General features: G+C 63.0%; 29 protein-coding genes and 1 riboswitch. Of the genes, 18 read left to right on the top strand and 11 right to left on the bottom strand.

The annotated features are described in order from the left end of the window. The 5 genes from VIM95_RS07900 to VIM95_RS07880 all read left to right on the top strand — a co-directional run. A partial coding sequence (locus VIM95_RS07900; protein ID WP_331984491.1) for a PEP-CTERM sorting domain-containing protein occupies positions 1-831 on the top strand: 831 nt, incomplete at its 5' end. 215 nt (positions 832-1,046) lie between these two features. Further along, a complete protein-coding gene (locus tag VIM95_RS07895) occupies positions 1,047-1,358 on the top strand; it encodes a high-potential iron-sulfur protein (RefSeq protein ID WP_331984490.1) in 312 nt (103 codons plus the stop codon). Between the two features lie 204 nt (positions 1,359-1,562). Then, the gene (locus VIM95_RS07890) at positions 1,563-3,572 is read left to right on the top strand and encodes a M13 family metallopeptidase (RefSeq protein WP_331984489.1); all 2,010 of its coding nucleotides are present in this window, start codon (positions 1,563-1,565) and stop codon (positions 3,570-3,572) included. Positions 3,573-3,808: 236 nt separating this feature from the next. Beyond that, positions 3,809-4,981 (top strand): MFS transporter, encoded by a 1,173-nt coding sequence (locus tag VIM95_RS07885; RefSeq protein WP_331984488.1) that lies wholly within the window; start codon positions 3,809-3,811, stop codon positions 4,979-4,981. Positions 4,982-5,021: 40 nt separating this feature from the next. Next, complete coding sequence (locus VIM95_RS07880; protein ID WP_331984487.1) at positions 5,022-5,348, top strand: antibiotic biosynthesis monooxygenase family protein; 327 nt, start codon at positions 5,022-5,024, stop codon at positions 5,346-5,348. 302 nt (positions 5,349-5,650) lie between these two features. On the opposite strand, the gene VIM95_RS07875 is transcribed toward VIM95_RS07880, so the two are convergent. Continuing rightward, the gene (locus VIM95_RS07875) at positions 5,651-6,433 is read right to left on the bottom strand and encodes a choice-of-anchor N protein (RefSeq protein WP_331984486.1); all 783 of its coding nucleotides are present in this window, start codon (positions 6,431-6,433) and stop codon (positions 5,651-5,653) included. A gap of 199 nt (positions 6,434-6,632) precedes the next feature. Then, positions 6,633-8,411 (bottom strand): S8 family serine peptidase, encoded by a 1,779-nt coding sequence (locus VIM95_RS07870; protein WP_331984485.1) that lies wholly within the window; start codon positions 8,409-8,411, stop codon positions 6,633-6,635. Between the two features lie 110 nt (positions 8,412-8,521). Continuing rightward, positions 8,522-8,608: riboswitch (cyclic di-GMP riboswitch) on the bottom strand. 237 nt (positions 8,609-8,845) lie between these two features. Between VIM95_RS07870 and VIM95_RS07865 the strand changes: the two genes are divergently transcribed. Next, positions 8,846-9,277: a hypothetical protein gene (locus VIM95_RS07865; RefSeq protein ID WP_331984484.1), complete on the top strand. Its 432-nt coding sequence runs from the start codon at positions 8,846-8,848 to the stop codon at positions 9,275-9,277. A 128-nt stretch (positions 9,278-9,405) separates the two neighbouring features. Here the strand turns inward: VIM95_RS07865 and VIM95_RS07860 are convergent, their stop codons facing one another. The 5 genes from VIM95_RS07860 to gcvA all read right to left on the bottom strand — a co-directional run bounded on the left by VIM95_RS07860 (position 9,406) and on the right by gcvA (position 13,424). Next, positions 9,406-9,852 carry a universal stress protein gene (locus VIM95_RS07860; protein ID WP_331984483.1) on the bottom strand — a complete coding sequence of 149 codons (447 nt, stop codon included), beginning with the start codon at positions 9,850-9,852 and terminating at the stop codon, positions 9,406-9,408. 24 nt (positions 9,853-9,876) lie between these two features. Further along, a complete protein-coding gene (locus tag VIM95_RS07855; protein ID WP_331984482.1) occupies positions 9,877-10,323 on the bottom strand; it encodes a universal stress protein in 447 nt (148 codons plus the stop codon). A 93-nt stretch (positions 10,324-10,416) separates the two neighbouring features. Next, positions 10,417-11,364: a diguanylate cyclase domain-containing protein gene (locus tag VIM95_RS07850; RefSeq protein ID WP_331984481.1), complete on the bottom strand. Its 948-nt coding sequence runs from the start codon at positions 11,362-11,364 to the stop codon at positions 10,417-10,419. After that, positions 11,361-12,404, bottom strand: a complete 1,044-nt coding sequence (locus VIM95_RS07845; RefSeq protein WP_331984480.1) for a nitronate monooxygenase — start codon at positions 12,402-12,404, stop codon at positions 11,361-11,363. Before VIM95_RS07845 ends, VIM95_RS07850 begins: the two co-directional genes overlap by 4 nt. A gap of 54 nt (positions 12,405-12,458) precedes the next feature. After that, positions 12,459-13,424, bottom strand: a complete 966-nt coding sequence (gene gcvA, locus VIM95_RS07840) for a transcriptional regulator GcvA (RefSeq protein WP_331984479.1) — start codon at positions 13,422-13,424, stop codon at positions 12,459-12,461. A 158-nt stretch (positions 13,425-13,582) separates the two neighbouring features. Between gcvA and VIM95_RS07835 the strand changes: the two genes are divergently transcribed. Together VIM95_RS07835 and VIM95_RS07830 are read left to right on the top strand one after the other, a co-directional pair. Continuing rightward, positions 13,583-13,828, top strand: coding sequence for a hypothetical protein (locus tag VIM95_RS07835; RefSeq protein WP_331984478.1), 246 nt, complete (start codon positions 13,583-13,585; stop codon positions 13,826-13,828). Continuing rightward, the gene (locus VIM95_RS07830; RefSeq protein ID WP_331984477.1) at positions 13,821-14,006 is read left to right on the top strand and encodes a DUF3563 family protein; all 186 of its coding nucleotides are present in this window, start codon (positions 13,821-13,823) and stop codon (positions 14,004-14,006) included. The genes VIM95_RS07835 and VIM95_RS07830 overlap by 8 nt, the downstream gene beginning before the upstream one ends. A 92-nt stretch (positions 14,007-14,098) precedes the next feature. On the opposite strand, the gene VIM95_RS07825 is transcribed toward VIM95_RS07830, so the two are convergent. Next, a complete protein-coding gene (locus VIM95_RS07825) occupies positions 14,099-14,368 on the bottom strand; it encodes a hypothetical protein (protein ID WP_331984476.1) in 270 nt (89 codons plus the stop codon). Positions 14,369-14,477: 109 nt separating this feature from the next. After that, the gene (locus VIM95_RS07820; protein ID WP_331984475.1) at positions 14,478-14,930 is read right to left on the bottom strand and encodes an excalibur calcium-binding domain-containing protein; all 453 of its coding nucleotides are present in this window, start codon (positions 14,928-14,930) and stop codon (positions 14,478-14,480) included. A gap of 304 nt (positions 14,931-15,234) precedes the next feature. Between VIM95_RS07820 and VIM95_RS07815 the strand changes: the two genes are divergently transcribed. Beyond that, a complete protein-coding gene (locus VIM95_RS07815; RefSeq protein WP_331984474.1) occupies positions 15,235-15,561 on the top strand; it encodes an ankyrin repeat domain-containing protein in 327 nt (108 codons plus the stop codon). 336 nt (positions 15,562-15,897) lie between these two features. Here the strand turns inward: VIM95_RS07815 and VIM95_RS07810 are convergent, their stop codons facing one another. Beyond that, on the bottom strand, positions 15,898-16,539 hold the full coding sequence (locus VIM95_RS07810; protein ID WP_331984473.1) for a response regulator transcription factor: 642 nt from the start codon (positions 16,537-16,539) through the stop codon (positions 15,898-15,900). Between the two features lie 185 nt (positions 16,540-16,724). Continuing rightward, entirely contained in the window at positions 16,725-17,174 is a 450-nt protein-coding gene (locus tag VIM95_RS07805) for a hypothetical protein (protein WP_331984472.1), read from the bottom strand. A 771-nt stretch (positions 17,175-17,945) separates the two neighbouring features. On the opposite strand from VIM95_RS07805, the gene VIM95_RS07800 reads away from it, so the two are divergent. The 9 genes from VIM95_RS07800 to VIM95_RS07760 all read left to right on the top strand — a co-directional run bounded on the left by VIM95_RS07800 (position 17,946) and on the right by VIM95_RS07760 (position 25,479). Beyond that, positions 17,946-18,632, top strand: coding sequence for a hydrolase (locus tag VIM95_RS07800; RefSeq protein ID WP_331984471.1), 687 nt, complete (start codon positions 17,946-17,948; stop codon positions 18,630-18,632). Between the two features lie 130 nt (positions 18,633-18,762). Further along, a complete protein-coding gene (locus VIM95_RS07795; protein WP_331984470.1) occupies positions 18,763-20,736 on the top strand; it encodes an amidohydrolase in 1,974 nt (657 codons plus the stop codon). Positions 20,737-20,747: 11 nt separating this feature from the next. Further along, positions 20,748-20,975, top strand: coding sequence for a DUF1427 family protein (locus tag VIM95_RS07790; protein ID WP_331984469.1), 228 nt, complete (start codon positions 20,748-20,750; stop codon positions 20,973-20,975). Continuing rightward, positions 20,972-21,130, top strand: coding sequence for a DUF1427 family protein (locus VIM95_RS07785; protein ID WP_331984468.1), 159 nt, complete (start codon positions 20,972-20,974; stop codon positions 21,128-21,130). The genes VIM95_RS07790 and VIM95_RS07785 overlap by 4 nt, the downstream gene beginning before the upstream one ends. 51 nt (positions 21,131-21,181) lie before the next feature. Next, positions 21,182-21,592: a DoxX family protein gene (locus VIM95_RS07780; RefSeq protein WP_331984467.1), complete on the top strand. Its 411-nt coding sequence runs from the start codon at positions 21,182-21,184 to the stop codon at positions 21,590-21,592. A gap of 2 nt (positions 21,593-21,594) precedes the next feature. Beyond that, positions 21,595-22,266, top strand: coding sequence for a YoaK family protein (locus VIM95_RS07775; protein WP_331984466.1), 672 nt, complete (start codon positions 21,595-21,597; stop codon positions 22,264-22,266). Positions 22,267-22,268: 2 nt separating this feature from the next. Further along, positions 22,269-23,363, top strand: a complete 1,095-nt coding sequence (locus tag VIM95_RS07770) for a porin (RefSeq protein ID WP_331984465.1) — start codon at positions 22,269-22,271, stop codon at positions 23,361-23,363. A 152-nt stretch (positions 23,364-23,515) separates the two neighbouring features. Next, positions 23,516-24,475: an MBL fold metallo-hydrolase gene (locus VIM95_RS07765; RefSeq protein ID WP_331984464.1), complete on the top strand. Its 960-nt coding sequence runs from the start codon at positions 23,516-23,518 to the stop codon at positions 24,473-24,475. Positions 24,476-25,068: 593 nt separating this feature from the next. After that, positions 25,069-25,479, top strand: a complete 411-nt coding sequence (locus VIM95_RS07760) for a DoxX family protein (RefSeq protein ID WP_331984463.1) — start codon at positions 25,069-25,071, stop codon at positions 25,477-25,479. The last annotated feature ends 7 nt before the right edge of the window (positions 25,480-25,486 follow it).

Raw genomic sequence — 25,486 nt, 5'->3', positions numbered from 1 at the left:
GGCGTGTCGTACCGCAAGATCAACAACCAGGGACCTACAAATATGAAAAAGCTACTTGCCTCCGCCGCCCTGCTGGCAGCCTGTATTGCGCCGGCTTTCGCTGCACCGACCACCTACAACGATGCGCTGGGCGCTGGGCGTAACGCCTTCGACGCCACTATCATCGGTACCGGCCAGTCGGTTTCGACCGTTCAATTGAATACCGCCAACACCGTCTACAACTACATCGACAAGGATGGCAACCCCGCCACCGTGACGATCACCCGTACCGACGAGAGCGGCATCAGCTGGGATCCTGCCTACCAAAGCAACGGCATTGGCCTGAGTGGCGCCGCCGTGGTGATCAACCCGAACAACAACGGCACGGACGCTGTCCCCGGCTACAGCTCGGGCCTGACCTTCACCTTCAGCTCGCCGGTGAACGCCTTCGGCTTCGAGATTGGTGACTGGGCGACCTGCTGCCAGAACAACACCCGCCCCGCAGGCATCGTCTCCACCTACGGCGTGCCGGCCAACGGTACTGGCCTGTGGATCGGCTTTGACGGTGGTGCACTGCGCCTGATCGCCAATTCGGTCAATAGCGATGGTTCCGACAACCCGGGCGTTGCCAAGACCGGTAGCTTCACCAACTTCATCGGCTCCATCGACGACACTGGCTTCTTCAGCACCGTGACCTTCTTCGGTGATGGCTTCGGTGAATACCTGGTTGCCGGTGGTACCCTGCGCTTCGCTTCCGTGCCGCGCGGTTCGGTCTCGGTGCCGGAACCTGCCTCGGTGGCCCTGATCGGCCTGGGTCTGGTTGCTCTGGTGGCTCGCCGCCGCCGCGCCTGATCACAAAAGTGGGTTCACAATAACGGCGGCCTCAGGGCCGCCGTTTTTTGTTGTGGTGTAGCGACCTGCTTCCGCGCAACCGGGAACACAGCAGCTACAATCAGGGCAGCCCATCGGGTAGGAACCCTTGTCCTGCTTGCCGGTCGCAATCGGGGCTTACCGTGCCATTTTCTACCGTTCAAGCCAGGCCCTCGCTAGCCAGATCGGAACCCGCCATGCCATCCCGCCGTACCTTCATCCTGCGCCAACTCCCCGCCGCGGCCCTGGCTGGTCTTGTGCCGCTGGCCTTTGCCGCCGAGGAGGCTGGCATCAGCGAGCAGGATCCCGCCGCCAAGGCGCTCAACTACCGAGCTGACGCAAGCAAGCTCAAACCGGGTGAGCTACCCGGTTACCAGGAAGGACAGACCTGCGGCAATTGTCTCTATTTCAAGCCTCGCCAGGGTAGCAAGCTCGGGCCCTGTTCGGCCCTGGCCGAAAAGTTGGTGCATGAGGCCGGCTGGTGCTCGGCCTACGCCATGGCGATCTGAGCACCAATCCCGGTCTGTACGCTTACAGCAGCCTTTCTCCCAGTTCCGCCAGGCGGGATAGTGGACGCGGCTTATCGCCATTCAGCCACGCCGGCTGCATTTCGTCGCTTCGGCTTTGCACAGGCCTGCCAGCTCTGGCATAAGGCCTGCTCGTTTTCCTTATTTCGCTGCCGGCGATCCTGGCGGCTTCCCAGAGGACCTTCTATGCAATTCAAGCATCTTGCCCTGGCTGTGGCTCTGGCGCTGCCCTTTCCGGCGCTGGCGCTGACCTCCGGTATCGACAAGCAGCACTTCGATCCTGCCGTCCGTATTCAGGACAACCTCTATCTGGCCGTAAACGGCGGCTGGCAGAAGACGGCCGAGATCCCGGCCGACCGTACCTGGTCTGGCGCCTTTTCCGATCTGCGCGATCTCTCCGAGGCCCGCGTGCGCGAGATCGTCGAGCAGGCCGCCGGCCGTGCCGCCACCGACCCGGAAGCCAAGCGCATTGCCGACTTCTACCAGAGCTTCATGGACGAGGCTGCAGTCGAAAAGACGGGCCTTGCCCCCCTGCAGCCTTTGCTGGCCGAATTGGCAGGCATTAACGACAAGGCTGCCCTGACCAGCCAGTTCGGCAAGCTGCAGCGCCTGGGCGTGAGCCTGCCCTTCAATATCGGCGTGAACGTGGACGCCAAGGATTCCAGCCGCTATCTACTGGACGTTGGCCAGAATGGCCTGGGCCTGCCTGACCGCGACTACTACCTGCAAAAAGATGCCCGCATGGTCAAGGCGCGCGCCGCCTATGTGAGCTATCTGCAAACTCTGTTCACCCTGGCCGGTAACGACGCTGCCACTGCCAAGAAGAAGGCCGCTGCCGTCATGGCGCTGGAAACCAAGCTGGCGAAGGTGCAGTGGAGCACGGTCCAGAACCGTGACCCGGAAAAAACCTATAACAAGCTCGATCTGGCCGGCCTCACCAAGACCGCCCCGCAGTTCGACTGGCAGGCCTTCGTGGCCGCGACCGGCACGGGCGTGACCGAGGTCAATCTCAACCAGCCCAGCTACGCGCAAAACGCCGCCAAGCTGATCGCTGGCGAATCCGTTGCCGTCTGGCGTGACTACCTGGTCGCACGCACCCTTGACCGTTACTCGCCCGTGCTGACCAAGGCCTTCGTGGACGCCAACTTTGCCTTCCACCAGCAAGCCATCGCTGGCGCCAAGGAGATCAAGCCCCGTTGGAAACGTGGCGTGGCGCTGATCGAGAGCAACCTGGGCGAAGATGTGGGCAAGCAGTACGTGGCCCGCTACTTCCCGGCCGAGGCCAAGGCCAAGATGGACACCCTGGTCGGCAACCTGATCAAGGCCTACGCCCAGAGCATCGACAAGCTGGCGTGGATGAGCCCGGCCACCAAGGCCCAGGCGCAGGAAAAGCTGAGCAAGTACGCGGTCAAGATCGGTTATCCCAGCAAGTGGCGCGACTACAGCGGCCTGGAAGTGAAGGCTGGCGACCTGATCGGCAACTTCACCCGTGGCGCCGAGTTCGCCTACCGCTACGACATCGGCCACCTGGGCAAGCCGGTGGACCGCAGCGAGTGGGGCATGACACCGCAGACGGTGAATGCCTACTACAACCCCAACATGAACGAGATCGTATTCCCCGCGGCCATCCTGCAGCCCCCGTTCTTTGATGCCAATGCCGACGACGCGGTCAACTACGGCGGTATCGGCGCCGTGATCGGTCACGAGATCAGCCACGGCTTCGACGACCAGGGCAGCCGCTTTGACGGCAACGGCAATATGCGCGAATGGTGGCAAGACCCGGACCGCAAGGCCTTCAGCGGCCTGACCGCCCGGCTGGTTAGCCAGTACAACGGTTACTCTCCGCTGCAAGGGCGCTTTGTGAACGGCCAGCTCACCCTGGGCGAGAATATTGCCGACCTATCCGGTCTGCAGATCGCCTACAAGGCCTACCACCTCTCGTTGGAAGGCAAGGATGCCCCGGTGATGGATGGCTATAGCGGCGACCAGCGCTTCTTCATCGGCTTCGCCCAGGTCTGGCGCGAGAAGGTGCGCGAGCAGGCCCGCCTGCAGTGGCTGGTGATCGATCCGCACTCGCCTTCCAACTTCCGTGCCGTGGGTGCAGCGGTGAACAGCGATGCCTTCCACGCCGCCTTCGGCACCAAGCCGGGCGATGGCATGTTCAAGCCGGAAGCGGAACGTATCCGCATCTGGTAAGGCACGTAGGCCAGGCGTCACACGCCTGGCCCTATAAGCAAAACGGCGCACTCCCGCAGGGGGAGGGCGCCGTTTTTTTGTCCGTACTTTGGAGCTGTCGGTTCATCTTGCGCCAACATGTTCGACATTGTCGAATGTGTATGACGCTGCCGTGGTACGGCAAGGGCGACGCCACTCCTTAGCATGACCGTACAAGAAGCCCTGCTCATCCGAGCGGGCAGACCAGGAGTACGATCATGCCGCTCGCCCTGCTTGCCCTCGCCGTGGCTACCTTTGCCATCGGCACCACCGAATTCGTCATCGTCGGCCTGATCCCCGAGATCGGCCGCAGCCTCTCGGTCAGCGTACCGACCGCCGGCCTCCTGGTCAGCCTTTATGCGCTGGCTATCACCCTGGGCACCCCCATCTTCAGCGCGCTCACGGCCCGCCTGCCGCGCCGTGGTTTGATCCTCGGCCTGATGGCGGTGTTCACCCTCAGCAACCTGGCCGCCGCGCTCTCGCCCAACTACGGCTCCTTGCTGCTCTCACGTCTGGTCATGGGTGTGGCGCACGGCGTGTTCTTCGGTGCCGCTGCCACCGTCGCCACCCAGCTCGTGCCCAAACACAAGTCCGGTAGTGCGGTGGCTGTGGTCATGGGTGGGCTCACGCTGGCCATGGTGGTAGGCGTGCCCTTCGGTTCCTGGATCGGCCAACTCTACAGCTGGCGCATTCCCTTCCTGGCTGTGACCGCCATGGGCACCGTCGCGCTGCTGGCCCTCTTGTGGCAGCTACCGCGACAGATCGCCCACACTGCACCGGCCGGCTTTCTGGCACAGCTCTCGCTCCTCGGTAACCGTCGCCTGCTGGGTCTGTATGCCGTCACTGCGTTGGGCTTTGGCAGCAGCTTTGTGGTGTTCACCTTCCTCGCCCCCTTGCTCACCGATGTCACCGGCGTAAGTGAAGCCATGGTCAGCACCGCCTTGATGCTGTTCGGCGGCGCCACCGTTGCCGGCAATCTGCTGGGTGGCCGGTTGGCAGACCGCCTGGGTGCCCGTAACGCCATGCTGCTGGTACTGCTGGGCCTGATCGTGGCGCTGGGTGCCATACCCGCCACCGTCCACAGCGCTCATGCCATGTTGGTCAATGTGCTGGTATGGGGCGCGTTTGCCTTCGCCATCCCGCCCATCATGCTCTCCGCCGTGGTTGGCGTGGCTGAGGTCGAAGCGCCCGAAGCTGTCGGCACTGCCTCCGGCTTCGGCATCGCGGCCTTCAACCTCGGCATCTCCGGCGGCGCCTTCCTCGGTGCCCGCCTGTTGGCCGGCCCTGGGCTGCTGGTCACTCCCTATGCCGCGATCGCCCTTGCGCTGGCCGCGTTGCTGCTGGTCGGCACCGTCATGCATACCCGTCCGGCCGTACTGCGTGCGGCCTGAGCCTTTAACACCCAAGCCTCAACCATCCTGGAGCTACATCATGAACGACCTCACCTCCTTTATCGTCCACCTACCCGGCAAGCCGGAGCATCGTGAAGAGCTGGAAAGCCGCCTGCTCGAAGTGCTCGATGCCATGGCCAAGGAACCGGATTTCATCAATACCTATCTGCATCGCTCGGCCGACGATCCGGATACCTTGGTCCTCTACGAGACCTGGGCCTGCAGCAAGGAGTACTTCATGTCCCATCACCTGGCCAAGCCCTACCGCAAAGCCTACGAGGCGGTGCTGCCAAGGCTGCTCAAGGAGCGGCGCACACTATCGTTCCTGACGCCACCGCTGCGCAGCTACCACAAGACCACGGGCTGAGCCGCCAGTCTGCCGCCATGCTGAGCCCCGCCCGAGCCAGATGCCGAGCGGGGCTTCTATTTGGGTAATGACGATGCGCTGTCCAGAGGGAAGGTCTGCGGGCCCCTTCGCCTGTGTCTCCCTGCTTGGTCGTGCGGAGGAGCATGGTCCCGGCGCTGGGCTGGGCGCATACGCTAACGGAATTCGGCGGGCCGGTGGTATGGGCTGTCGTGTACGCTGTCTGTTTGGATATGGGGGAACCAGATTTTCCAAAGGAAAACGGGTGCCAAGGCACCCGTTCCATATTCTATGAGTTGGCAGGTTCAGTACCTGTGCCGCAATGCCCGCACGCTGACCAAACCGAGCAAGGCACTGGCCACCAAGAGGAGAGAGGCTGGCTCCGGCACGTTGCCGCCACCACCTCCGCCACCACCTCCGCCGCCGCCGTTGCTCCAGGTAACGTCATGCGAGCCGGGATTGCCGTCCAGCGTGGTGCGCAGGTTGGGGCCGTTCGAACTTACTTCCAGTGCCATCAGGTCGAAGTGCACCCAGTCCAGCGAGCCAAGGCCACCCAAGGTGACGGACATGATCGAACCATTGCCGGTATCGGAGGGGTTGGCAAAATTCTTGACCCCGCCGCTGATGTTGCTGAAAGCGCCCATGTTGAAATACATGAAGCCGGCGGCGCTGCCGAGCGGTGCATGGTTGTTGGGGAACAGGTTGGTGGTGCCCGAACCGAAGGCATTAAACCCATTGATGGTCAGCCCGGCCGCCTGCGCCAGGTTGGATACCGAGGCCATCAGGATGGTGTTGTAGCCGTCGAAGATCGAATAGCTGGAACCTGCTACCGCCGAATAGTTGGTGGCGGTCCCGAGCGAGACAGTATTGGGGCCGAAGGCACCAGCGAGGCAAAGTACGCTGCCATTGATCAGCGCCGTATCGCTCTCGACCGGATTGGTGGAGCTTGCCGTGTAAGCAACGTAGGGACCTGAGCTACAGTTTCCGCCCGTTGCAGGTGCGCCCACCTGTAGAACCGGGACTGCCCAGGCTGTCGCCGAAAGTCCCAGGGCTGCTGCTAGCAGCCCACCCCTGATGTGCTGTCGCATGATGTACTCCGCCGATCATTGTTCATCTATTTTTCATTAGATAAGCGAGAACCGCGCCAGCGCGCTGCAAGTCAGCCTGCAGGCTGCGCTACGACAAATGACTGCTTAAAAAATAGGCAACTCTGTAAGGTTTTCCGACAACAAGAGCAAAAAAACAGCCGGAGCACGCCCCGGCTGAATACCCGTCGTGGAGACAAATTCAGTGAGTGACGTTCACCGTGCTGGTGCTGGTGTTGCCAGCGGCATCGCGTGCTACGGCCTGGATGCTATGCGCGCCGCTGCTGGCCTTGCGGGCATTCCAGGTGTAGCTGGCGCTGCTGCCTGCGGCCGACGCCTTGAGCGCACCGTCGACATAGATATCTACCTGCACGACGCCGATGTTGTCGCTGCCGTTGGCGGTAATGGTGACGTTGTTGTTGACCAGGCTGCCATTGACCGGGTTGCTGATGGTCACGCTCGGGGCCACGGTGTCGACGGTGTTGCTGACCGTGACGTTCACACTGCTGCTGGCCACATTGCCGGCTGCGTCATAGGCCTTGGCTTGCAGATTGACGGCGCCATCGGGGCTCTTGCTGCTGTCCCAGGCAAAGCTGTAGGGGGTGCTGATATCGCTGGCCAGCAGTGCACCGCCGATATACAGGTCGACACGGCTTACGGCGGTGTTGTCGCTGGCATTGACATTCACCGTCACCATGCCCTTGACCGTGCCACCACCGGGCGAGGTGATGGCGACCGTGGGTGCCTGGGTATCGGTGATCACCGCGTTCTTGGCGGCAGTAACGGCAGCGGCGGCATTGACCCGGCCCCAGCCGAAGTAGACGTCCTTGCCGGCAGTACCCAGGTCCTGGGCGGTGCTGAACAGCAGGTTTTCCAGCTGCGCCGGCGAGATGCCGGGCTTGGCCGACATCATGGCGGCGACTACGCCGGCAGTAATGGGGCTGGCGATCGAAGTCCCCCACCATTGGCCGTAGGTGCCGCCACGCTGCGTGGTCCAGATATTGATACCAGGCGCGGCGATGTCCACGAAGCTGCCGTAGCTGGAAAAGCTGGTCTTGGCATCGTTGGCGTCGGTCGCAGCCACGCTGATCATGGTGTCGCTGGGGGCAATGCCTTCATCGATATTGTTGTTGCCGGCACAGACCACGGTCTCGCCACCCTTGTTGCGCAAATATTGCGCGGCGCTTTGCACCGCTGCACTGCCACTGACACCCACGTAGCTGATATTGGCCACCTTGGCGCCATGGTCGGCCGCCCAGGTCAGGCCATTGGCCACATCGCTCCAGTAGGCATAGGCGTTCGCGTCGGCAATCCGCACCGGCATGATCTTGGCACCATAGGCCACGCCTGCCACGCCGGCAGCATTGTTGGCAGTGGCGGCGGCCGCACCGGCTACGGCGGTGCCATGGCCGTTCACGTCGGCGGTATCGCTGTTGTTGTTGATCATGTTCCAGCCCGGAACCATCTGTGCTGCCAGGTCCGGGTGGGTGCCATCCACGCCGCTGTCGAGAATGGCGATGGTGACGCCATTACCGGTGGCCGTATCCCAGGCGCTTGAGGCACCGATCTTGGCCAAGTGCCAGGAGCTGGCGTAGTAGGTGTCGTTGGTGGCGCCGCCGTGCGGTACGCGAGCGTCGACTTCAGCGAACTTGATGTTGGGATTGTGTTTGAGCAGGGCGGCGGTCGATTTCTCGCTGCCGGTACGACCCAGGTCGATCACGTGCACATTGATGCCGGCAATGCTGCGCAGCTTGCGGCCACCGTTGTTCTTCAGGATCTTGTCCTGCTCGGCGCTGGCGAGGCCAGGCTTGAACTGAACCAGGATGCGTCCGGGTGCGTACTCAGTCGGTTCCCCTGCGAGGGCCTTGGGGGCCAGGACCGCGACCGCAACCAAGGCGCTGGCGGTAAAGCCGCCCTTGAGCAAGGTCTGCAGCTGCAGCTTTTGGCGGGTAACGACGGTATGGCGGACTGGCTGGTTCATTGGGTGCGGCTCCTCTGCTGATGCAGGTCCAGGGAGCGAAAACCCAGATGAAGACGAGACGCGAAAACGCGGTCCGGCCATATGCCGGGTGGTGGTCAACCAGCCGCTGTCTTGGCAGTCCCGCTGTCCTGGAGCACTCGCTCTGTAGACCGGAAACTTTGCGCCCCAGCCTTTCGACTGGTTTGCCCTTTCAAGTTGTCCACAGCTTACCGTTGATCTATTCGAAATTGCTAATGGACTGACGAACGGTAATATATTCGTATGTAATCAAATATTTACTATCAAGTCTTGGCTTGGTTTTGAGGCTTGGTGATGAAATCTTTTGACATTTTCTGTCCTGGATTACTGTTTAAAAAATGACAAATGAATTGTCGTCTAATGAGGTCGAGTAGGCTATAAGGGAAGTATCGGAACCAACCTGAGAAGGAATTGCGATGAAGCACGTCGTTCTGCTTGCCGGCCTGGCTTGCCTGGCGTTGCCGGCTCTGGGGGCTGACGTCGGCGTCTCGATCAGCGTGGGCGATCCCGGCTTCTACGGCCGGATCGATATCGGCCGCCTACCGGCACCCCGGCTGATCTATCCGCAGCCTGTGATCATCGAGCGGGTCTATGTCGACGAACCGCCGCTCTATCTGCATGTGCCACCCGGCCATGCCAAGGATTGGGGCAAGCACTGCCGTCATTACGACGCCTGCGGCCGGCGGGTCTATTTTGTTCGGGATGATTGGTACAACGACGTCTATGTGCCGCATTACCGGGACGAGTACCGCGGTCGCCGTGATGACGACGATGACCATGGCGATCATGGGCATGGCAAAGGCCATGGCAAGGGGCATGGCCATGGTAAGGGGCATGACAAGGACTAAGCACTGCTGACAAAGCCCTTCTGGCGTTGTTGGTGCTTCAGCACCTTGCAGCCATGGCCTCCTTCTTGCGGGGATGCCGGAACCCGTTTCGCCGGGCTTTGTTAGCGACGGCGCACTGTTTCCAGCGCTCAGCCCGGTCGACGTACCAGCAATACCGGCACCGGGCTGGCCCGCAGCACAGTCTCGGCCTCGCTCCCCATGACCAGGTGGCTCAGGCCTTTGCGGCCGTGGGTGCCCATCACGATCAGGTCGGCCGGCCAGTTGCCCACCTCGTGCAGGATGGCGTTGGCCACGGTGATGTTGACCGCTTCGCTCAATCGGCACTCTGCATTCACGCCGCAACGCGCCGCCAGTGCTGCTGCCTCGCTGAGGATGGCATCACCGCCCTCACGTAGGGTTTGCAGCACATCGGCCACGTTGCCAAAGCCCGAGAAGTCGGCCTGGAAGACCTTGTTATCGATCACATAGAGGATGCGGACCTGGGCACCGAGTGCCTGGGCGAGCTTGCAGGCCTCCGCGAGGCCCTGGCCGGCGGTCGAGCTACCATCGGTGGGGACGAGTATGCGTTTGTACATGGATGGCTCCGGGCGGGATGGGGATCAGGCGGGCTGCCTGACCAATAAGACGGGCGTACGGGCTTGCTTGACCACGCTCTGCGCATCGCTACCCATCACCACCTCGGCCATGCCGCGTCGGCCGTGGGTGCCCATCACGATCAGGTCGGCCGGCCAGGCTGCGGCCTCGGACAAGATGATGTCGGCCACCGTACTGGCGGGTGCCTCGACCGTCTTGCCCCAGGCTGTCACGCCCATTGCAGCGGCGGCAGACTTGGCTTCCTCCAGAATGGCGGCGCCGGCTTCATTGAGTGACTGGATCACATCGCTGCAAAATGCCGCACCGTTGAGATCGGCATAGACCAGCCGGGTGTCGACCACATAGATGAACTGGATCTCGGCGCCCAGCGCCTTGGCTAGCTGGCAAGCCTCCTGTACGCCTTTGCGGGCGGTGGCGCTGCCATCCGTGGGAACGAGTAAGCGGGCATACATGGCAAGGCTCCTTGCAAGCGGGCAACGAGCCCGATAGTGAGGAGTGTGCCGCCCATTTCCGCCCTGCATCTTGATCCAGGGCAAACCACGGCGTCAGCTGCTGCCCTGGTAGCGCACCGCGCAGCCTCGCCCGGCAGATTTGGCAGCGTACATGGCGAGATCTGCCCGCTGCAGCAGCAGTGCAACGTCGCTACCATCGTCCGGGTAGTAGGCAATACCAATGCTGGCGCCGACCAGAATCTGGTGGCCGGCCAGCATGAAGGGTTGGCTCAAGGTCTCGATCAACTGCTCTGCCAGTGTCTGCGCCTGTCCCAGTTGCTGCAATTCGCCGGCAATGATCAAGAATTCGTCCCCTCCCTGGCGCATCACGATATCGCTGGCACGTATCGCTGAGGTTAGGCGGTGGGCCACCGCCACCAGCAGCAGATCGCCGATGTGGTGGCCGAAGCTATCGTTCACCGCCTTGAAGCGATCCAGGTCCAGGAACATCAGCGCAAAGCGCAAGCCACTGGCCTCGTGGCGGGCGATGGCGGCGGCCAGCTGCTCGTCCACCTGGTTGCGGTTGGGCAACTGGGTAAGCGCGTCGTTGAAGGCCAGGTAGCGCTGCCGGTTGTGTTCCAATTGGCGTGGTGCCAGGTCTATCTGCAGCGCGACAAAGTACTGCATCCGACCATCTGGCCCTTGGAGCGGGGTGATGATCTCCTCGGCGGTGTAGAGGCTGCCGTCACGGCGGCGGTTGACCACCTCGCCGCGCCATGGGTCCCCAGCCAGGATGGTGGCCCACAGCTTGCTGTAGAAGAGCTTGTCCTGCTCACCCGAGCGCAGCAGGGAAGGAGTCCGACCTATCAGTTCCTCGGTCTCGTAACCCGTCAGGCTGCAGAAGGCGGAGTTCACCCAGAGGATACGGCCACCGCGGTCGACCAGAAAGATCGCGCAGGCAAGCTTGCTCAGCATCTGCGCAAACAGACTGTCGCGGTGCTGGGCCAATGCGTCTGCCAAGGCACTAGCCGACTGTGCCAGCTGCTCGGGTGCCTGACTCATGTCCAGCCTCGAGCCAATTCCACGGTGAGCTCCGCGGCCCGCATCGGCTTGCAGCCGCTGGCATTCTGCCCAGCCCACAGCGGTGAGAATTCGCCGCTGCCCAGGCTCTCGGCCTTGGCACGCAGTGGTGCGATGGCTCCGGTAGCCAGCGGGAAGGCCGGCGCCGCCGGGCTGAGTGGCCCCAATTCACGCATCAGCCGGTTGACCACACCGCGTGCGGGCCGCCCGGTGAAGAGGTTGGTCAGGGCGGTGTGGCGGGCGGCATCGCTTTGCAGAATGGCACGGTGGACCGGGCTGGTGGTGGTCTCGGGGCAGAGCAGGTAGGCGGTGCCGATCTGCACGCCGGCGGCACCCAAGGCCCGCATGGCGGCCACGCCTTGGGCCGTAGCAATGCCACCGGCGGCGATCACCGGGCAACGTACCGCTGCTACCAGCTGCGGCACCAGGGCCAGGGTACCCAGCTGAGCACTCAGGTCATCATTGAGAAAGTGCCCGCGGTGGCCGCCAGCCTCCAGCCCTTGGGCAATGATCGCATCCACCCCGCGCTGTTCCAGCCAGCGTGCCTCGTCCACCGTGGTGGCGGAGGCCAGGATCTTGCCGCCCCAGCTGCGTATCTGCGCCAATGACGCCTCATCGGGCAGGCCGAAGTGAAAGCTCACCACCCGCGGCCTGAACTCGCTGAGCACGGCCGCAGCCTCGGCACTGAAGGGTGCCCGGCCTGGGCCGGCGACGATATTGCGCGGATCCACACCCAGCTCACGGTAGTAGGGCAACAAGGTCTGCCGCCAGAGGGACTCGCGCTCGGCATCGGGCTCGGGTGGGGTATGGCAGAAGAAATTGACGTTGTAGGGACGGAGGGTCTGGCTGGTGATGGCCAGCAGCTCATTGCGCATGCCATCAAGACTCAGCGTGGCACAAGGCAGCGAGCCCAGGCCACCGGCATTGCTGACCGCAATGGCCAGGGCGCTGCCTTGCACGCCGGCCATGGGGGCCTGGATCAGCGGGAAATCGGTGCCCAGCAGTGTGGCGAGCGGGGACATGGCGGCTCCGGGGGCGAGGATGTCCCATTGTAGTGCCAGGGCGCCGTGTCCCGCTCAGTTAAGCGCTGGCACGGTGGTCTGCGCCACCTCGTCCAGCAGCCAGTCATAGAACGCTGCCACCGCCGGGCGTGCGGCGGTCTGCTCCGGGCTCACCAGGTAGTAGGCAAAGTGCAGCGGAATGGCGAGATCGAAGGGTAGGGCCAGCCTGCCGGCCGCCACGTCCTGCATGATCAGGGGTTTGAGGGCGAGCACCACGCCCAGTCCGTCCATGGCGGCCTGCAAGGCCAGCCCGCCATCGGCAAAGCGGGGCCCGCGGTTACCGTCCATACCTTGTACGCCGGCCTTCTCCAGCCAATCTGCCCAACTGGGTCGTTCGGCCGCATCCGGGATCGTGTCGTCATGGATCAGGCTGTAGTGGCGCAGGTCGGACGGGCTGCGCAGCGCCTTGGGGCCCTTGAGCAGGGCCGGCTGACAGGCCGGCAGGTAGGAAGGGGTGAAGACATGTGCCACCCGGCAGCCGGGGTAGCGTCCAAGGCCACAGCGGATCGCCACATCGGCACTGCTGCCGTCGGCATTGTCCAGCCAGTCGCTGCCATAGGCATTGCTCTCGCCGGTATCGATCAGGTTGAGGCCACTGGAGAGGCGCAGCTCGATCTGTGGGTACTGCTGGGTAAAGCGATGCAGCCGTGGCATCAGCCAGCGGGCGGCGAAGGAGGGAGGGGCGCTGACGCTCAACACGTGCGCCTGGGCCTGTGGCTGGGTCAGTGCCACGGCGGCCTCCAGCTGGCTGAAGGCCTCCTGCACCTTGGGCAGCATGGCCCGACCGGCTTCGGTCAGCGCCAGGGAGCGGGTCAGGCGCACGAATAGGGCCACCCCCAGCTGTTCTTCCAGTGCCTTGATCTGGTGGCTGATCGCGGCCGGCGTGACGCTGAGTTCGCTGGCCGCCTTCTTGAAGCTCAGATGGCGGGCCGCAGCCTCGAAGGCGCGGAAGGTTCCCAGGGCTGGCAGTCGGTAGCTCATAACACCACCTATTCTATACGAGTTAATTTAACTAATGCATTGCGCAAATAATCTCGTTTGTTGCACTGCAACATTAACCTTAAAGTGTGAACCGTGAAGTACGCCAGTGGTTTTTCAGGAAGCGGCTTCGCCCATCGTGACTTTTAGGGGGAATCAACATGGACATGATCTCTGCCGCCCTGGCTACTGGGCTGATCCGCGTGCACTACACCGGGGACGCCGTGGCACAACACGAAGCCGTCAAGACCGAATACGAAGTTGCGCTGGAGCAGGCTGCTGCCGCCCGTCCGCAGGAGCCGGTCTTTGGTCCGTTGAGCCGTGCCGCCCGTCGTTGGCTGGGCAAGCTGGAACCCAAGTCCGATAAGCCTTCTGACACCAACAGCTCCGGAGAACGACATGCTTAAACTGATCAACTGGGTACACAGCCTGTTGAGCGATTTCGACAGTTACGACCAGCGCCGCCGCGAGGCTTATCTGGCCGAGGCTACCGACCTTTACGACCTTGAGTTCCGTATGCGCAAGCTGGACGCCGCCCACCGTGGTTCGCCGTTCCAGTCGGGCTACACCGCCTACCAGGACTAAGCCGTCCGCGCTGCAAAAAAGGCCGCTACTTACCGTAGCGGCCTTTTTTATACACTGATTTTGTTGCGGTGCGGCAAATTTGATAGGGCAGGCTAGCCGGAAGCGGGCATGGACCGGCTCACGTGCCACATATAGCCCACTGCGGCGCCGCACAGCAGTATGCCCAACCAGATAAAGGGCCGGGCACGCAGCTGGGTCTTGCCGGTATTGAGCAGGAATAGGTCGATCAGCCCCACGGCCAGGCCAAGTACGGCCCAGAGCCACGGTTGTTCTGCGAAGCTCCGGTGCGGACCGAGCTGGCTACCGTAGACCGAGACCAGGCAGTAGACACCTAGAACAATGGAAACCAGGGCAGACAGCATGCTGCGCTCCCCGCCCGCCGATGAGCGGGCGCTATTGCCAGTGTAGGTCAGTCACGCGCCCAGGCAGCGAATGCGGCCACCGCAGTGCGCCGTTTTCCGCAAAACAGCTTCAATTACATTGGGTACGGGCAGGCACCTTGGTGCCATCGGCCTTGGTGTAGGCCTTGCTCGTGGTGCACTTGCTGGCGGGCTTGCTGGCCGATTCGTCCTCGAGTTCCTTGGCCTTGTCCGGCCATTCGCAAGGCCGGCCATCGCCATCGCGGTCGAGGTAGGTGTGGCCCTGGGCATAGAGGGCGCGGGCCTGCTGCAGGCTGATCTTGAAGCAGCTATAGCGGGTGGTCGGTGCTGCGGGCGCCTCGGCCTTGGCGGCTGGCGCGGCCTGGGCGGGGGAGGCCGCGGCGGGTGCCGGTTGGACTGGCGCTGGCGTCGCAGTGGCGGGTTTGGCCTCGGCCTTTGTGGCTACCGGTTTCTTGGCCGATGCGGGCGCGGGGCTGGGGTGCCCCATGCCGGCGCATGCTGCCAGGGTCAGGGTCAGAGAAATAGTAAAAAACAGCTTGTTCATGTAGCGCCTGTGGGCTCGGGTGCCGGAATTCGACGGGGCCTGGCTGCCGTTTGGCGGCCGGTCACGTCCGTTGGCCGGATTGTAGGGCCATGCTCAGCGCAGCCCAATAGCCCTTTCCAGGCCAATTCGTGCTGCAGCCTGTGCACAAGCGCCGCGATAAACGGCACTTGCAAATTCTCGACGTTGGCTATGCTTTGCTATAGCGGGCCAAAGCCGGGAACTGGATCTGCGCCATACAATCTACATGTCATATTGTACGGGCATCATGCCCCCTATAATTTTTGCAGTGCAAGGGTGGTGCAACATGCATCTCGACTTCGAAGACGACACCGCAGACATCCGTCTACCGCATCGCCGGGCTAGGCTTGATGGCATAGCAGGCGACCCGGACGGCAACGTGAGCCGCTTGCACCGGGCGGTGCTGGACGGTGAATATGCATTGTTGCCGGTGCTGCTGCGCGTCTGCAGCAATCTCGACGCGACCAATGCCGATGGTGACACTGCCCTGCACCTGGCAGCCCGGGTCGGCTCCAAGATCAGCTACCGGCTACTGCTGCAGGCCGGTGCCAATGCCGAGGCGCGCAATGCGCATGGCGAGACCCCTGACGACATCATGAACATAGAACATTGAGGCTGCCGTCAGACAGCCTCAGCCGGCCGCCGCAGTGCGACCTTGCTTCGGCGTGAACCGCGCCGCCTTGCTATCGTTCCCAACTAACCCGAAAGAGTGAATCCGATTGCTCCGGACGAGGGATGCTGCGCGTTTGCGGCGATGAGAGGCTTGTCCTGCCCGCCGGCGTGGTGCGATCCACCGGCGCTGCGGGCAACCCGATGGCGCAGCGCAACTGGACACTGCGCGGGGCCCAAACCTATGCCGTCGGGGGTCTTCTCCGACTGTCTGCACTGTCGCCGGATGGCGCGCTACGGTCCGCCGCCATCCGGCACTTTTTTTGCCGCCAAGGGGAAGTCAGACCTCGATGATGCCGCGCTTGAGCGCGATGGTGACGGCGTGGGTACGGTCATTGGCCACCAGCTTGGCCAAGATGCTCTTCATATGCGCCTTGACCGTCTCTTCCGAGATATTGAGCTGAGCGCCGATGCGCTTGTTGGAGCTGCCGGTGGCCGCGAGCCGCAGTACCTCGATCTCCCGCTCGCTCAGCGCGTCGTCAGCCACATGCTCGGCCAGTTCCACCGCAATCTCGGGTGGGATGCGCCGCCGTCCGGCGTGCACGACGCGTATGGTCTCAAGCAGCTCCTTGCGCAGCATGCTCTTGAGCAGGTAGCCGGCTGCACCGGCCTTGATGGCACGCAGTGCCTGCACATCGCCCTGGTAGGTGGTGAGTACCACGATGCGGGCGTTGGGGAATTCCTCGCGGATCGCGATCATGGCGTCGATGCCGTTCATCTGCGGCATCTGGATATCCATCAAGGTGACGTCTGGCTGGTGCTCGCGATAGCGGGCCACCGCTTCCAGGCCATTGGTGGCCTCGGCCACTAGCTGCATATCCGGCTGGCCCTCGATCACTCCGGCTATGCCTTCGCGCAGCAGCGGGTGGTCGTCCACGGCCAGGATGGTGATGGGTTTTCCGGTCGCGCCTGTTGCAATCACTGCTTTCTCCTTTGTACTGCCTATGTCGGCCTTGTTGGTCTATGCCAATATCATGAATCGCGCGTGCTAGCTTGCGCTACCCCGGCTGGCTGTGTCACTGGTTCTACACCAGACAGGCAGCCGCGGCTATGGCCGACCGGCGGCATGTAGGAGTCCGCAGAGCTGGCTCGGCGGCGCGCCTCTGGCTACATATCCTTGCTGACGTAGGCGCTGACGATGGCCTCGATGTTGCTGGTCTGGATGGGCTGGCCCAAAAGGCCTACCCGCCAGCCATTGCCCAGGTCGTTGCTGCGCACCAGCAAGCCGCCCCTTAGCGCGTTGCCACCATGGTTCTGGTAGTTGCTGGCGTAGCCGGCAAACACGCCAAAATTATCGTTGAACATATAGCGGTACACACCGTAGACCGATTGTTTGTAATAGCTGTTGCGGTAGGTCCCCAGGATAAGGCCATTGTCGAAGGCATAACCCACACCGGGGTTGACCTCGTTGTAGTGGCGCGTGGTCCACTGGTTGTCGCGGAATTCTTCGTAGTGGCGGCGGCCGTGGTAGGTCAGGCCATGCAGGAACAGTTCGTCGGCGAAGGTGAGAGGGGCGATCAGGACAGCCAAGGCGCTAGCGAGCCAGCGAGTATTCATGCTTCATATCCCTGTTTGTTGGTATGGTGAACCGCTTGGGTATTGCCTGGCACCGGCGAGGCCTGCTCCGGCTAGCCGAGCCCGAGCATAGAACATCGCTGTTGCCGTAGGTTGCAGATGGGTGCGCTCAGCCCGCCATCAAGCCGAAAAAACCACGGAATTCCCCTATTTGCGCCACGCCCCCTGGAACGCTGTGTTCTGCGGGTGGAACGATAGCTGGGTAGCGCGGCTTGACCTACCCCGCTTGGGCGCAATGGCGGCTCCCTCCAATGGGGGATGCGCCGCGCCATCATTTGCCTGCACTTGCTCATCCATGCTGCTGCCAGCGCAATGCTTGCTGCCACTCTGGGGTACGTCAGCCCCTGTCCTCCATCCTGATCGGCGGGGATGCGAGGCCCGTCCCTGAACTTGCGCCATGGCAGGGGCCAACCAGGCTTTGGCGGATCGGTTTGGTGGTGCCAGACCCCGCCTGTCGTGGAATCCGTGTGCTGCTCGAACGGCTGACTATGCTGGCTTGGCCAGCGCCGATGCCGGTGGTCGATGCCATCCCGCCCGCCTGACTGGCTAGGCCGGCGAGGACTGGTCGCTCCGACCGCTTCACTCAGACAGTTTGCCGACACACCCCCCTCTTTCGGGTAGGTGTCATTACCAACCTTCTGAGGATTTGCACCGGGCCGCTTCCCTTTATCGTTCGGTTCAAAGGCGGCCCTGCTTCCGCCTATGCCGTAGTGCTGGCCCGCCAGCCCCTCTTTCCCCTATCTGGAGAGCATCATGTCGAACCCCAAGCTTGAAGTCCTGACCCCGCAAAACAGCCAGCTGATCATCATCGACCATCAGCCGCAGATGGCTTTCGGTGTTCAGTCCATGGATCGCCAAGCGCTCAAGAACAACGTCGTGGGCCTTGCCAAGGCCGCCAAGATCTTCAACATCCCGACCACCATCACCACGGTCGAGAGCACCAGCTTCTCTGGTTACACCTATCCGGAATTGCTCGATGTCTTCCCCGACGCCCCCTTGCTGGAGCGGACCTCGATGAATTCCTGGGACGACCAGAAGGTCCGCGACTCGCTGGCCGCCGCTGGTCGTAAGAAGGTGATCGTGGCCGGCCTCTGGACCGAGGTCTGCAACAACACCTTCGCCCTCAGCGCCATGCTCGAAGGCGGCTACGAGATCTACATGGTAGCCGACGCCTCGGGCGGTACCTCCAAGGAGGCACATGACTATTCCATGCAGCGCATGATCCAGGCCGGCGTGGTACCGATGACCTGGCAGCAGGTGCTGCTGGAATGGCAGCGCGACTGGGCCCGCAAGGACAGCTACGACGCCGTGATGAAGCTGGTGAAGGAGCATTCCGGTGCCTACGGCATGGGTGTGGACTACGCTTACACCATGGTCCACAAGGCTCCGCAGCGCACCGGCAAGCCGCACGAGATCATCCCGGCCGTTCCGGCCCGCTGATCACCCAGGGCCGTGCATCGGCCCATGGAACGGATGGACAGGGGTTGGCGCAGCCGGGAGGCGCCCAGCCCCTGCCATTGCTCTATCCGTCGCGGGCCTGTGCCCGCGGCGTGCTTGCGGGGAAGCCACCATGAAGCGACGTACCTTTCTCCATTCCCTTGGCGGTGCGCTGGTTGGCGCAGCCGCCGAACCGGTGTTCGCCGCCGCGCGTAGCCGCACCGCCCAACGCAAAGGCAAAGCCATGTCCGCAGACCTGATCCTCTATAACGGCCGCTTTCACACCGTGGACCGCAACCAGCCTCAGGCGAGCGCTGTCGCCATCAAGGACGGCAAGTTCCTGGCCGTGGGCGAGTTCGCCGAGGTCATGAGCCATCGTAACGATGCGACCCAGGTGGTCGATCTTAAAGGCCGCACGGTGATCCCCGGCCTCAACGATTCGCACCTGCATTTGATCCGCGGTGGGCTCAACTACAACCTGGAACTGCGCTGGGAAGGCGTGCCTTCGCTCTCGGACGCACTACGTATGCTCAAGGAGCAGGCAGACCGCACGCCGAATCCGCAGTGGGTACGTGTGGTCGGCGGCTGGACCGAATTCCAGTTCGCCGAGAAACGCATGCCCACCCTCGACGAGATCAATGCCGCGGCGCCCGATACGCCGGTATTCATCCTGCACCTGTACGACCGCGCACTGCTCAACCGCGCCGCCTTGCGCGCCGTGGGTTACACCAAGGACACGCCCAACCCGCCAGGCGGCGAGATCCAGCGCGACAGCGCCGGTAACCCTACCGGCATGCTGATCGCCCGGCCCAACGCCATGATCCTGTACGCTACCTTGGCCAAGGGGCCCAAGCTGCCGCTGGAACAACAGATCAATTCCACCCGCCAGTTCATGCGTGAGCTGAACCGGCTGGGCGTGACCAGCGCCATCGACGCCGGTGGCGGCTTCCAGAACTATCCCGAGGACTACCAGATCATCCAGCAGCTGGCCAATGAGCAGCAGCTGACCATACGCATTGCCTACAACCTCTTTACCCAGCGCAAGGGCCAGGAGCTGGAAGACTTCCAGAGCTGGACCCAGGTGGTTAAGCCAGGGCAGGGTGACGACTACTTCCGCCATAACGGTGCCGGCGAGATGCTGGTGTTCTCGGCGGCCGACTTCGAGGACTTCCTCGAGCCGCGACCCGACCTGGCGCCCGACATGGAGGCCGAGCTGGAGCGGGTGGTGCGCCACCTGGTCAGCAACCGCTGGCCCTTCCGCCTGCATGCCACCTACGACGAATCGATCAGCCGCATGCTGGACGTGTTCGAGAAGGTGAACCGTGACATTCCCTTCGCCGGCCTGCACTGGCTGTTCGACCATGCAGAGACCATCACCCCGCGCAATATCGACCGGGTCAAGGCACTGGGCGGCGGTATCGCCATCCAGCACCGCATGGCCTTTCAGGGTGAGTATTTCGTCGAGCGCTACGGCATGGATGCGGCCAAGCACACCCCGCCGATCAAACGCATGCTGGAAGCCGGCGTGCCGGTTGGTGGCGGCACCGACGCCACGCGCGTGGCCAGCTACAACCCCTGGACCGCGTTGTACTGGCTGACTTCCGGCCGCACTGTCGGCGGCCTGCGGCTCTACGACGCCGGCAGCAAGCTCTCGCGTGAGACCGCACTGGAGCTGTGGACCCAAGGCAGTGCCTGGTTCTCCAGTGAGCAGGGCAAGAAGGGCCAGATCAAGGTTGGCCAACTGGCCGACGTGGTCGCACTCTCGGCCAACTACTTCAGCGTGGACGAAGAAGCGATCAAGTCCATCGAATCGGTACTGACCGTCGTGGGCGGCAAGATCGTCTACGCAACGGATGACTTCAGCAAGCTGGCACCACCACCGCTGCCGGTACTGCCGGATTGGTCACCCGTGGCCAAGGTGCCGGGCCATTACCGCAAGTCTGCTACCGCCCGCCAGCAGCAGGCCCATGCCGCCATTCCGCACCAGTGCAGCGGCCCCTGTGGCGTGCACGCCCACGCCCATGATCTGGCCCGCCGCTCCGACGTGCCGGTGTCGGACTTCAGCGGCTTCTGGGGTGCCTTGGGTTGCTCCTGCTTTGCCTTCTAAGGACCTGGACTATGTTCAATATCAAAGTGTTGGGCGGCCTGCTGCTGTCCTTTATTGTCGGCGTGGGCTGCCAGCTCGCGCATATCCCTGTCCCCTCGCCACCCGTGCTGAGCGGGGCCTTGCTGGTCTTCATGATGAGCCTGGGCTACTGGCTGGTGGACCGCTACCTGGCCAAGCGCCCGGCCGAGCAAAAGCGCAACTGTGGCGGCCATGACCTCGGTAAAGGGGTACAGCCATGATCTCGCTCTTGATCGGTGCAGTCCTTGGCACGGTGGTAGGGGCGCTGTGCCGCTGGCTGGACATCCCGTCCCCCGCGCCACCTTCACCGGTGGGTGCCCTGCTGGTGGTGGCGATGACCGCCGGCTTCGTGCTGGCCGGCCAGCTTTCCTCCTGACCCACCGCCTGACTAGACGATAACCCTAGGGATGATGAAAGGTACCACCTCGTGAAGAAACTCTATGCCCACCTTGTACCTGCACCGGACTGGGGGCTGCTGTACCTGCGGCTCACTGCAGCACTGCTGCTGTTCTATGTGCACGGCTTGCCCAAGCTGCAGCACTTCGATAACGAGCTGCAGCATATCGACGACCCGCTGGGCCTGGGCCGCGGGCTGACCCTGGGCCTCGCACTGTTCGCCGAGGTGGTCTGCCCCATCGGCATCGCCTTGGGCCTTCTGACCCGGCTGGCCACCCTGCCGGTACTGGTGCTGCTCATCGTCTCCATCCTGCTGGTACACCCTGATTGGACGGTAGCCGATGGCCAGTTTGCCTGGCTCTTGGTGATCATCTTTGGCACTCTGGCGCTGACCGGCCCCGGCCGCTACTCGCTGGACGCCCGTCTGGCGGCGAAAGTCTGAGCATGGCCTGGGATCGTAATACCACGCTGGGCTGCGTGTTGGGGTTCACCGCCGGCTATGTCGATACCGTGGGCTTTGTGGCACTGTTCGGCCTCTTTACCGCCCATGTCACCGGCAACTTCGTGCTGATCGGTGCCGAGCTGGCCCAGCCTGGCCATGGCGTGCTGATGAAACTGCTGGCCTTCCCTGCCTTTGTGCTGGCGGTGGCCATGACCCGGCTCCTGACGCTTTCGCTCAGCCAGCGCGGCAAACCCCTGCTGCGGCCGGTACTGCTGCTGCAGGCCGTGTTCCTGACCGGTTTCATGGTGGTGGGTCTCTTGGCCCTACCGGTGACCGATACGGCCGCGCCGCTGGCCCTGCTGGCCGGCGTGCTGGGTGCCACCGGCATGGGCGTGCAGAACGCCGGCAGCCGGTTGGTACTGAGCCAACTGGCGCCCACCACGGTCATGACCGGCAACGTCACCCAGTTGGTGATCGATCTGGTGGACATCCTGCGCGGTACGGCCGACGCCGCCACCCGTGCCCGCGCCGGCAAGTTCTTCTGGCCCATCCTGGCCTTCGGCCTGGGCGCCATCGGTGGTGCCTTTGGTTATGTCTACGGTGCCTTCTGGGCACTGTTGCTACCCATCGCCCTGCTGCTCTTGCAGGTCATCAACCCATCCGTCGAGGCCTGAGCATGCGCAAGCAATACATAGGGCCCCCCGCGTTTGTCCTCCTGGCCCTCCTGCCGCTCGCCGGCCGGGCGGACGATGGCGTGGTCATCTACGGCCGGCTCAACCTGGCTGAGGAAGCGGTCAAGGTTGAAAGCAGTCAGGGCAGCCTCACGCAAGTTCGCCTGAGCAACAACCGTTCGGTGGTGGGTTTCCGCGGAGAGGAGGGCTTGGGTGAGGGACTCAAGCTGATCTGGCAGATCGAGAACTCGGTGGCGCCGGACGATGCCAGCGCTTCGGGTTTTGCTACCCGCGATAGTCGCTTGGGCCTCGCTGGTCGCTACGGCACGGTGTTCGCCGGTAACTGGACCTTGCCCTACAACCTCGCCACGCAGGGTTTCGACCCCTTCTATCCGACCACCGCCGGCTATATGGCCCTGCTGGGCAACGGTGCCGCACCCACGGTCAACAACACCAGCAATATCGTGTCTTTCGACCGCCGCCAGCAGAATGTGGTGCAGTACTGGACGCCCAACTGGCAAGGCTGGTCCGGCAAGCTGGCCTGGGGTACGCCGGAAGAGAAGGGCAGCAAGCCCGGCTATAAGCCTCAGCTCTGGTCGGCCGCCGTGAGCTACGAGGCCGATGGCCTCATCGCCACCTTGGCGCACGAGATCCACGAGGATTACCAGTCTGCCGGTGGGCGTGACACCGGCAGCAAGCTGGGCCTCGCCTACCAGTGGGGGAGTACCCGCCTCGCAGCCATCTGGGAGCGTTTGCGCTACGAGACCGGCAGCGGCGTGCTGGCACGCAATGCCTGGTATCTCTCGGCCACCCAGCAGCTGGGTAAGCTCTCGCTGCGACTGGGCTACGGCCATGCAGCAGACGGCAGCGGTCCCGCCAGCCAGGCGGTGGGTGGCCTGCGCAGTGGCGACCGGACCGGCGCGGCGCAGCTGACGGTTGGTGCGGAGTATGGTCTTTCCAAGCGGACGTTCTTGCAGGCCTACGCCAGCCGGCTGCGCAACGAGGACAGGGCGAGTTACGACTTCGCCATCAACCGCCCCGGTGCTTCGCCCGGTTCGCGTGCCAACTTGCTGGCGGCCGGCCTGCGGCACAACTTCTAAGCTCCGCCGGGACTACCGACAGCGTTTTGGACAACTACACTGATGGGCATGCCGTGTGTGGCTTGGGGCTTGGTTTTGCCGCCGTCCGCCCGCATCTGCTGCCAGGCAGCAGCGCACCATCCAAACAGACCAAACCAGATCAGGAGAGCGTAATGGCTTTTGCACGACCACTGACCCGTACCCTCGCAACCGTCGCCCTCGGCCTTGCCATGGCAAGCGCCCAGGCTGCAGCTCCGCAAGCCAAGACCCAGGCCCCTGGCTACTACCGCATGCCGCTGGGCGACTTTGAAGTCACCGCCTTGTCCGACGGCACCGTGCAACTGCCGGTGGACAAGCTGCTGATCAACACCACGCAGAGCAAAATCCAGAAGGCGCTGGCCTACTACTATCTCAAAACCCCGCTGATGACCTCGGTCAACGGCTACCTGATCAATACCGGCAGCAAGCTGGTCCTGATCGACAGCGGTGCCGGCAGCCTGTTTGGGCCCACCCTGGGCAAGCTGGTGAGCAGTCTCAAAGCCTCGGGCTACAGCCCTGAACAGGTCGACGAGATCTACATCACCCACCTCCACCCGGATCATGTGGGTGGCCTCAGCGCCAACGGCCAGCGCGTCTTCCCCAATGCCGTGGTGCGCGCCGAGCAGGCCGATGCTGACTTCTGGCTGAGCCAGGCCAATCTCGACAAGGCTCCGGACGATGCCAAGGGCTTCTTCCAGGGCGCCATGGCTTCGCTCAAACCCTACCAGGACGCCGGCAAGTTCCAGCCCTTCAAGGGTGATGTGGAGCTGGCTCCCGGCATTCACTCCCTGGTAACCCGCGCCCACACCCCCGGCCACAGCACCTATGTGGTCGAAAGCAAGGGTGAGAAGCTGGTGTTGTGGGGCGATCTGATCCACGTCGCCTCGGTGCAGATGGCCCAGCCCAAGGTCGCCATCCAGTTCGATAGCGATCCCAAGAATGCCGTGGTCCAGCGTAAGAAGGCCTTCGATGCTGCCGCCAAGGATGGCTACTGGGCAGCAGGCGCCCACCTGTCCTTCCCGGGCATCGGCCACCTGCGTACCGAAGGGGCCGGCTACGACTGGCTGCCGGTCAACTACCAGAACGACCAATAAGCACCACCGGCTTGGGCTTATTCCACGTAGGCCCAAGCCAGCTTGAGGGAGGGAGCATGAAACTGCTGGGCGCACTGATCGTGCTTTTCTCCCTCGGTCTCGCGCTGGGCTTAACCCTGAGGCCCAGCCGCGCCCCGACCGTACCGGCTGTCATCCAGCCCGCCGACGTACCCCAGCCCAGTGCGGCGCCAGTGGCTTGCGATGGAGTACGGCAACCTTGTGCTGAGGGCCGTCACCAGGCCTAGGCAGGCCCAGCCCGACTGGCTGGCTCACACAGATCATCTTTATCACCGTCGCCATTCCTGGGCAGGCATGCGCTCGCTCAATGGCTGGCTGATGCACCGATTACGCCGCCATAGCGGCGACCGCCGATAACGTTTTGCTTTACCCCCGCCAGGCGCAAACCGCGCCAGTGCAGGCCCTTTACACAATTGATGTCAAAAATGGATCAATGAAATCTGATTTGTGTGACTAATAAAGGCAATTGGATCTGCGTAGACTGGTTTCCAAGGCAGCAAGCAATACCGGACGTGACAGACAGGCCATTGCCTGACGGCGTCAGAAGCAAATTCAACATCGCAAAGGAGCACATCATGTCGCAAGCTTTCGTTCTGAATGGTCCCAGCCGTTTCGCCCCCATCGTCGGCCGCATCCTGATCGCCGCCATCTTCCTGCTCAGTGGCATTACCAAGATCACCGCCGCAGCCGCCACCAAGGGCTATATCGCCTCGGTCGGCCTGCCTTTCCCTGATCTGGCTTACCTGGTTGCCGTGCTGGTTGAAATCGGTGGTGGCGTGCTGCTGCTGGTGGGTTATCAGACCCGCATCGTCGCGCTGGGCCTGGGCCTCTTCACCTTGGCTACCGCTTTCGGCTTCCATAACAACTTTGCCGACCAGAACCAGATGATCCACTTCCTCAAGAACCTGGCCATCACTGGCGGTCTGTTGCAAGTCGCTGCCTTCGGCGCCGGCCACTACGCGGTGGATACCCGTAAGAAGGCTTGAACTTTGC

The organism is Chitinimonas sp. (assembly GCF_036568685.1).
Classification (GTDB): domain Bacteria; phylum Pseudomonadota; class Gammaproteobacteria; order Burkholderiales; family Chitinimonadaceae; genus Chitinimonas.
The sequence above is the reverse complement of the archived record's forward strand: the minus strand, read 5'-3'. Positions and strand labels throughout refer to the sequence as shown.

What these genes read in the sequence shown, in the direction of transcription:
- VIM95_RS07765 (WP_331984464.1), top strand. Translation starts at nt 23,516, where the DNA reads ATGGCTTTTGCACGACCACTGACCCGTACCCTCGCAACCGTCGCCCTC.
- VIM95_RS07815 (WP_331984474.1), top strand. Translation starts at nt 15,235, where the DNA reads ATGCATCTCGACTTCGAAGACGACACCGCAGACATCCGTCTACCGCAT.
- VIM95_RS07805 (WP_331984472.1), bottom strand. Translation starts at nt 17,174, where the DNA reads ATGAATACTCGCTGGCTCGCTAGCGCCTTGGCTGTCCTGATCGCCCCT.
- VIM95_RS07865 (WP_331984484.1), top strand. Translation starts at nt 8,846, where the DNA reads ATGAAGCACGTCGTTCTGCTTGCCGGCCTGGCTTGCCTGGCGTTGCCG.
- VIM95_RS07770 (WP_331984465.1), top strand. Translation starts at nt 22,269, where the DNA reads ATGCGCAAGCAATACATAGGGCCCCCCGCGTTTGTCCTCCTGGCCCTC.
- VIM95_RS07775 (WP_331984466.1), top strand. Translation starts at nt 21,595, where the DNA reads ATGGCCTGGGATCGTAATACCACGCTGGGCTGCGTGTTGGGGTTCACC.
- VIM95_RS07875 (WP_331984486.1), bottom strand. Translation starts at nt 6,433, where the DNA reads ATGCGACAGCACATCAGGGGTGGGCTGCTAGCAGCAGCCCTGGGACTT.
- VIM95_RS07820 (WP_331984475.1), bottom strand. Translation starts at nt 14,930, where the DNA reads ATGAACAAGCTGTTTTTTACTATTTCTCTGACCCTGACCCTGGCAGCA.
- gcvA (WP_331984479.1), bottom strand. Translation starts at nt 13,424, where the DNA reads ATGAGCTACCGACTGCCAGCCCTGGGAACCTTCCGCGCCTTCGAGGCT.
- VIM95_RS07850 (WP_331984481.1), bottom strand. Translation starts at nt 11,364, where the DNA reads ATGAGTCAGGCACCCGAGCAGCTGGCACAGTCGGCTAGTGCCTTGGCA.
- VIM95_RS07825 (WP_331984476.1), bottom strand. Translation starts at nt 14,368, where the DNA reads ATGCTGTCTGCCCTGGTTTCCATTGTTCTAGGTGTCTACTGCCTGGTC.
- VIM95_RS07870 (WP_331984485.1), bottom strand. Translation starts at nt 8,411, where the DNA reads ATGAACCAGCCAGTCCGCCATACCGTCGTTACCCGCCAAAAGCTGCAG.
- VIM95_RS07880 (WP_331984487.1), top strand. Translation starts at nt 5,022, where the DNA reads ATGAACGACCTCACCTCCTTTATCGTCCACCTACCCGGCAAGCCGGAG.
- VIM95_RS07790 (WP_331984469.1), top strand. Translation starts at nt 20,748, where the DNA reads ATGTTCAATATCAAAGTGTTGGGCGGCCTGCTGCTGTCCTTTATTGTC.
- VIM95_RS07785 (WP_331984468.1), top strand. Translation starts at nt 20,972, where the DNA reads ATGATCTCGCTCTTGATCGGTGCAGTCCTTGGCACGGTGGTAGGGGCG.
- VIM95_RS07855 (WP_331984482.1), bottom strand. Translation starts at nt 10,323, where the DNA reads ATGTATGCCCGCTTACTCGTTCCCACGGATGGCAGCGCCACCGCCCGC.
- VIM95_RS07885 (WP_331984488.1), top strand. Translation starts at nt 3,809, where the DNA reads ATGCCGCTCGCCCTGCTTGCCCTCGCCGTGGCTACCTTTGCCATCGGC.
- VIM95_RS07890 (WP_331984489.1), top strand. Translation starts at nt 1,563, where the DNA reads ATGCAATTCAAGCATCTTGCCCTGGCTGTGGCTCTGGCGCTGCCCTTT.
- VIM95_RS07795 (WP_331984470.1), top strand. Translation starts at nt 18,763, where the DNA reads ATGAAGCGACGTACCTTTCTCCATTCCCTTGGCGGTGCGCTGGTTGGC.
- VIM95_RS07895 (WP_331984490.1), top strand. Translation starts at nt 1,047, where the DNA reads ATGCCATCCCGCCGTACCTTCATCCTGCGCCAACTCCCCGCCGCGGCC.
- VIM95_RS07800 (WP_331984471.1), top strand. Translation starts at nt 17,946, where the DNA reads ATGTCGAACCCCAAGCTTGAAGTCCTGACCCCGCAAAACAGCCAGCTG.
- VIM95_RS07830 (WP_331984477.1), top strand. Translation starts at nt 13,821, where the DNA reads ATGCTTAAACTGATCAACTGGGTACACAGCCTGTTGAGCGATTTCGAC.
- VIM95_RS07835 (WP_331984478.1), top strand. Translation starts at nt 13,583, where the DNA reads ATGGACATGATCTCTGCCGCCCTGGCTACTGGGCTGATCCGCGTGCAC.
- VIM95_RS07760 (WP_331984463.1), top strand. Translation starts at nt 25,069, where the DNA reads ATGTCGCAAGCTTTCGTTCTGAATGGTCCCAGCCGTTTCGCCCCCATC.
- VIM95_RS07845 (WP_331984480.1), bottom strand. Translation starts at nt 12,404, where the DNA reads ATGTCCCCGCTCGCCACACTGCTGGGCACCGATTTCCCGCTGATCCAG.
- VIM95_RS07860 (WP_331984483.1), bottom strand. Translation starts at nt 9,852, where the DNA reads ATGTACAAACGCATACTCGTCCCCACCGATGGTAGCTCGACCGCCGGC.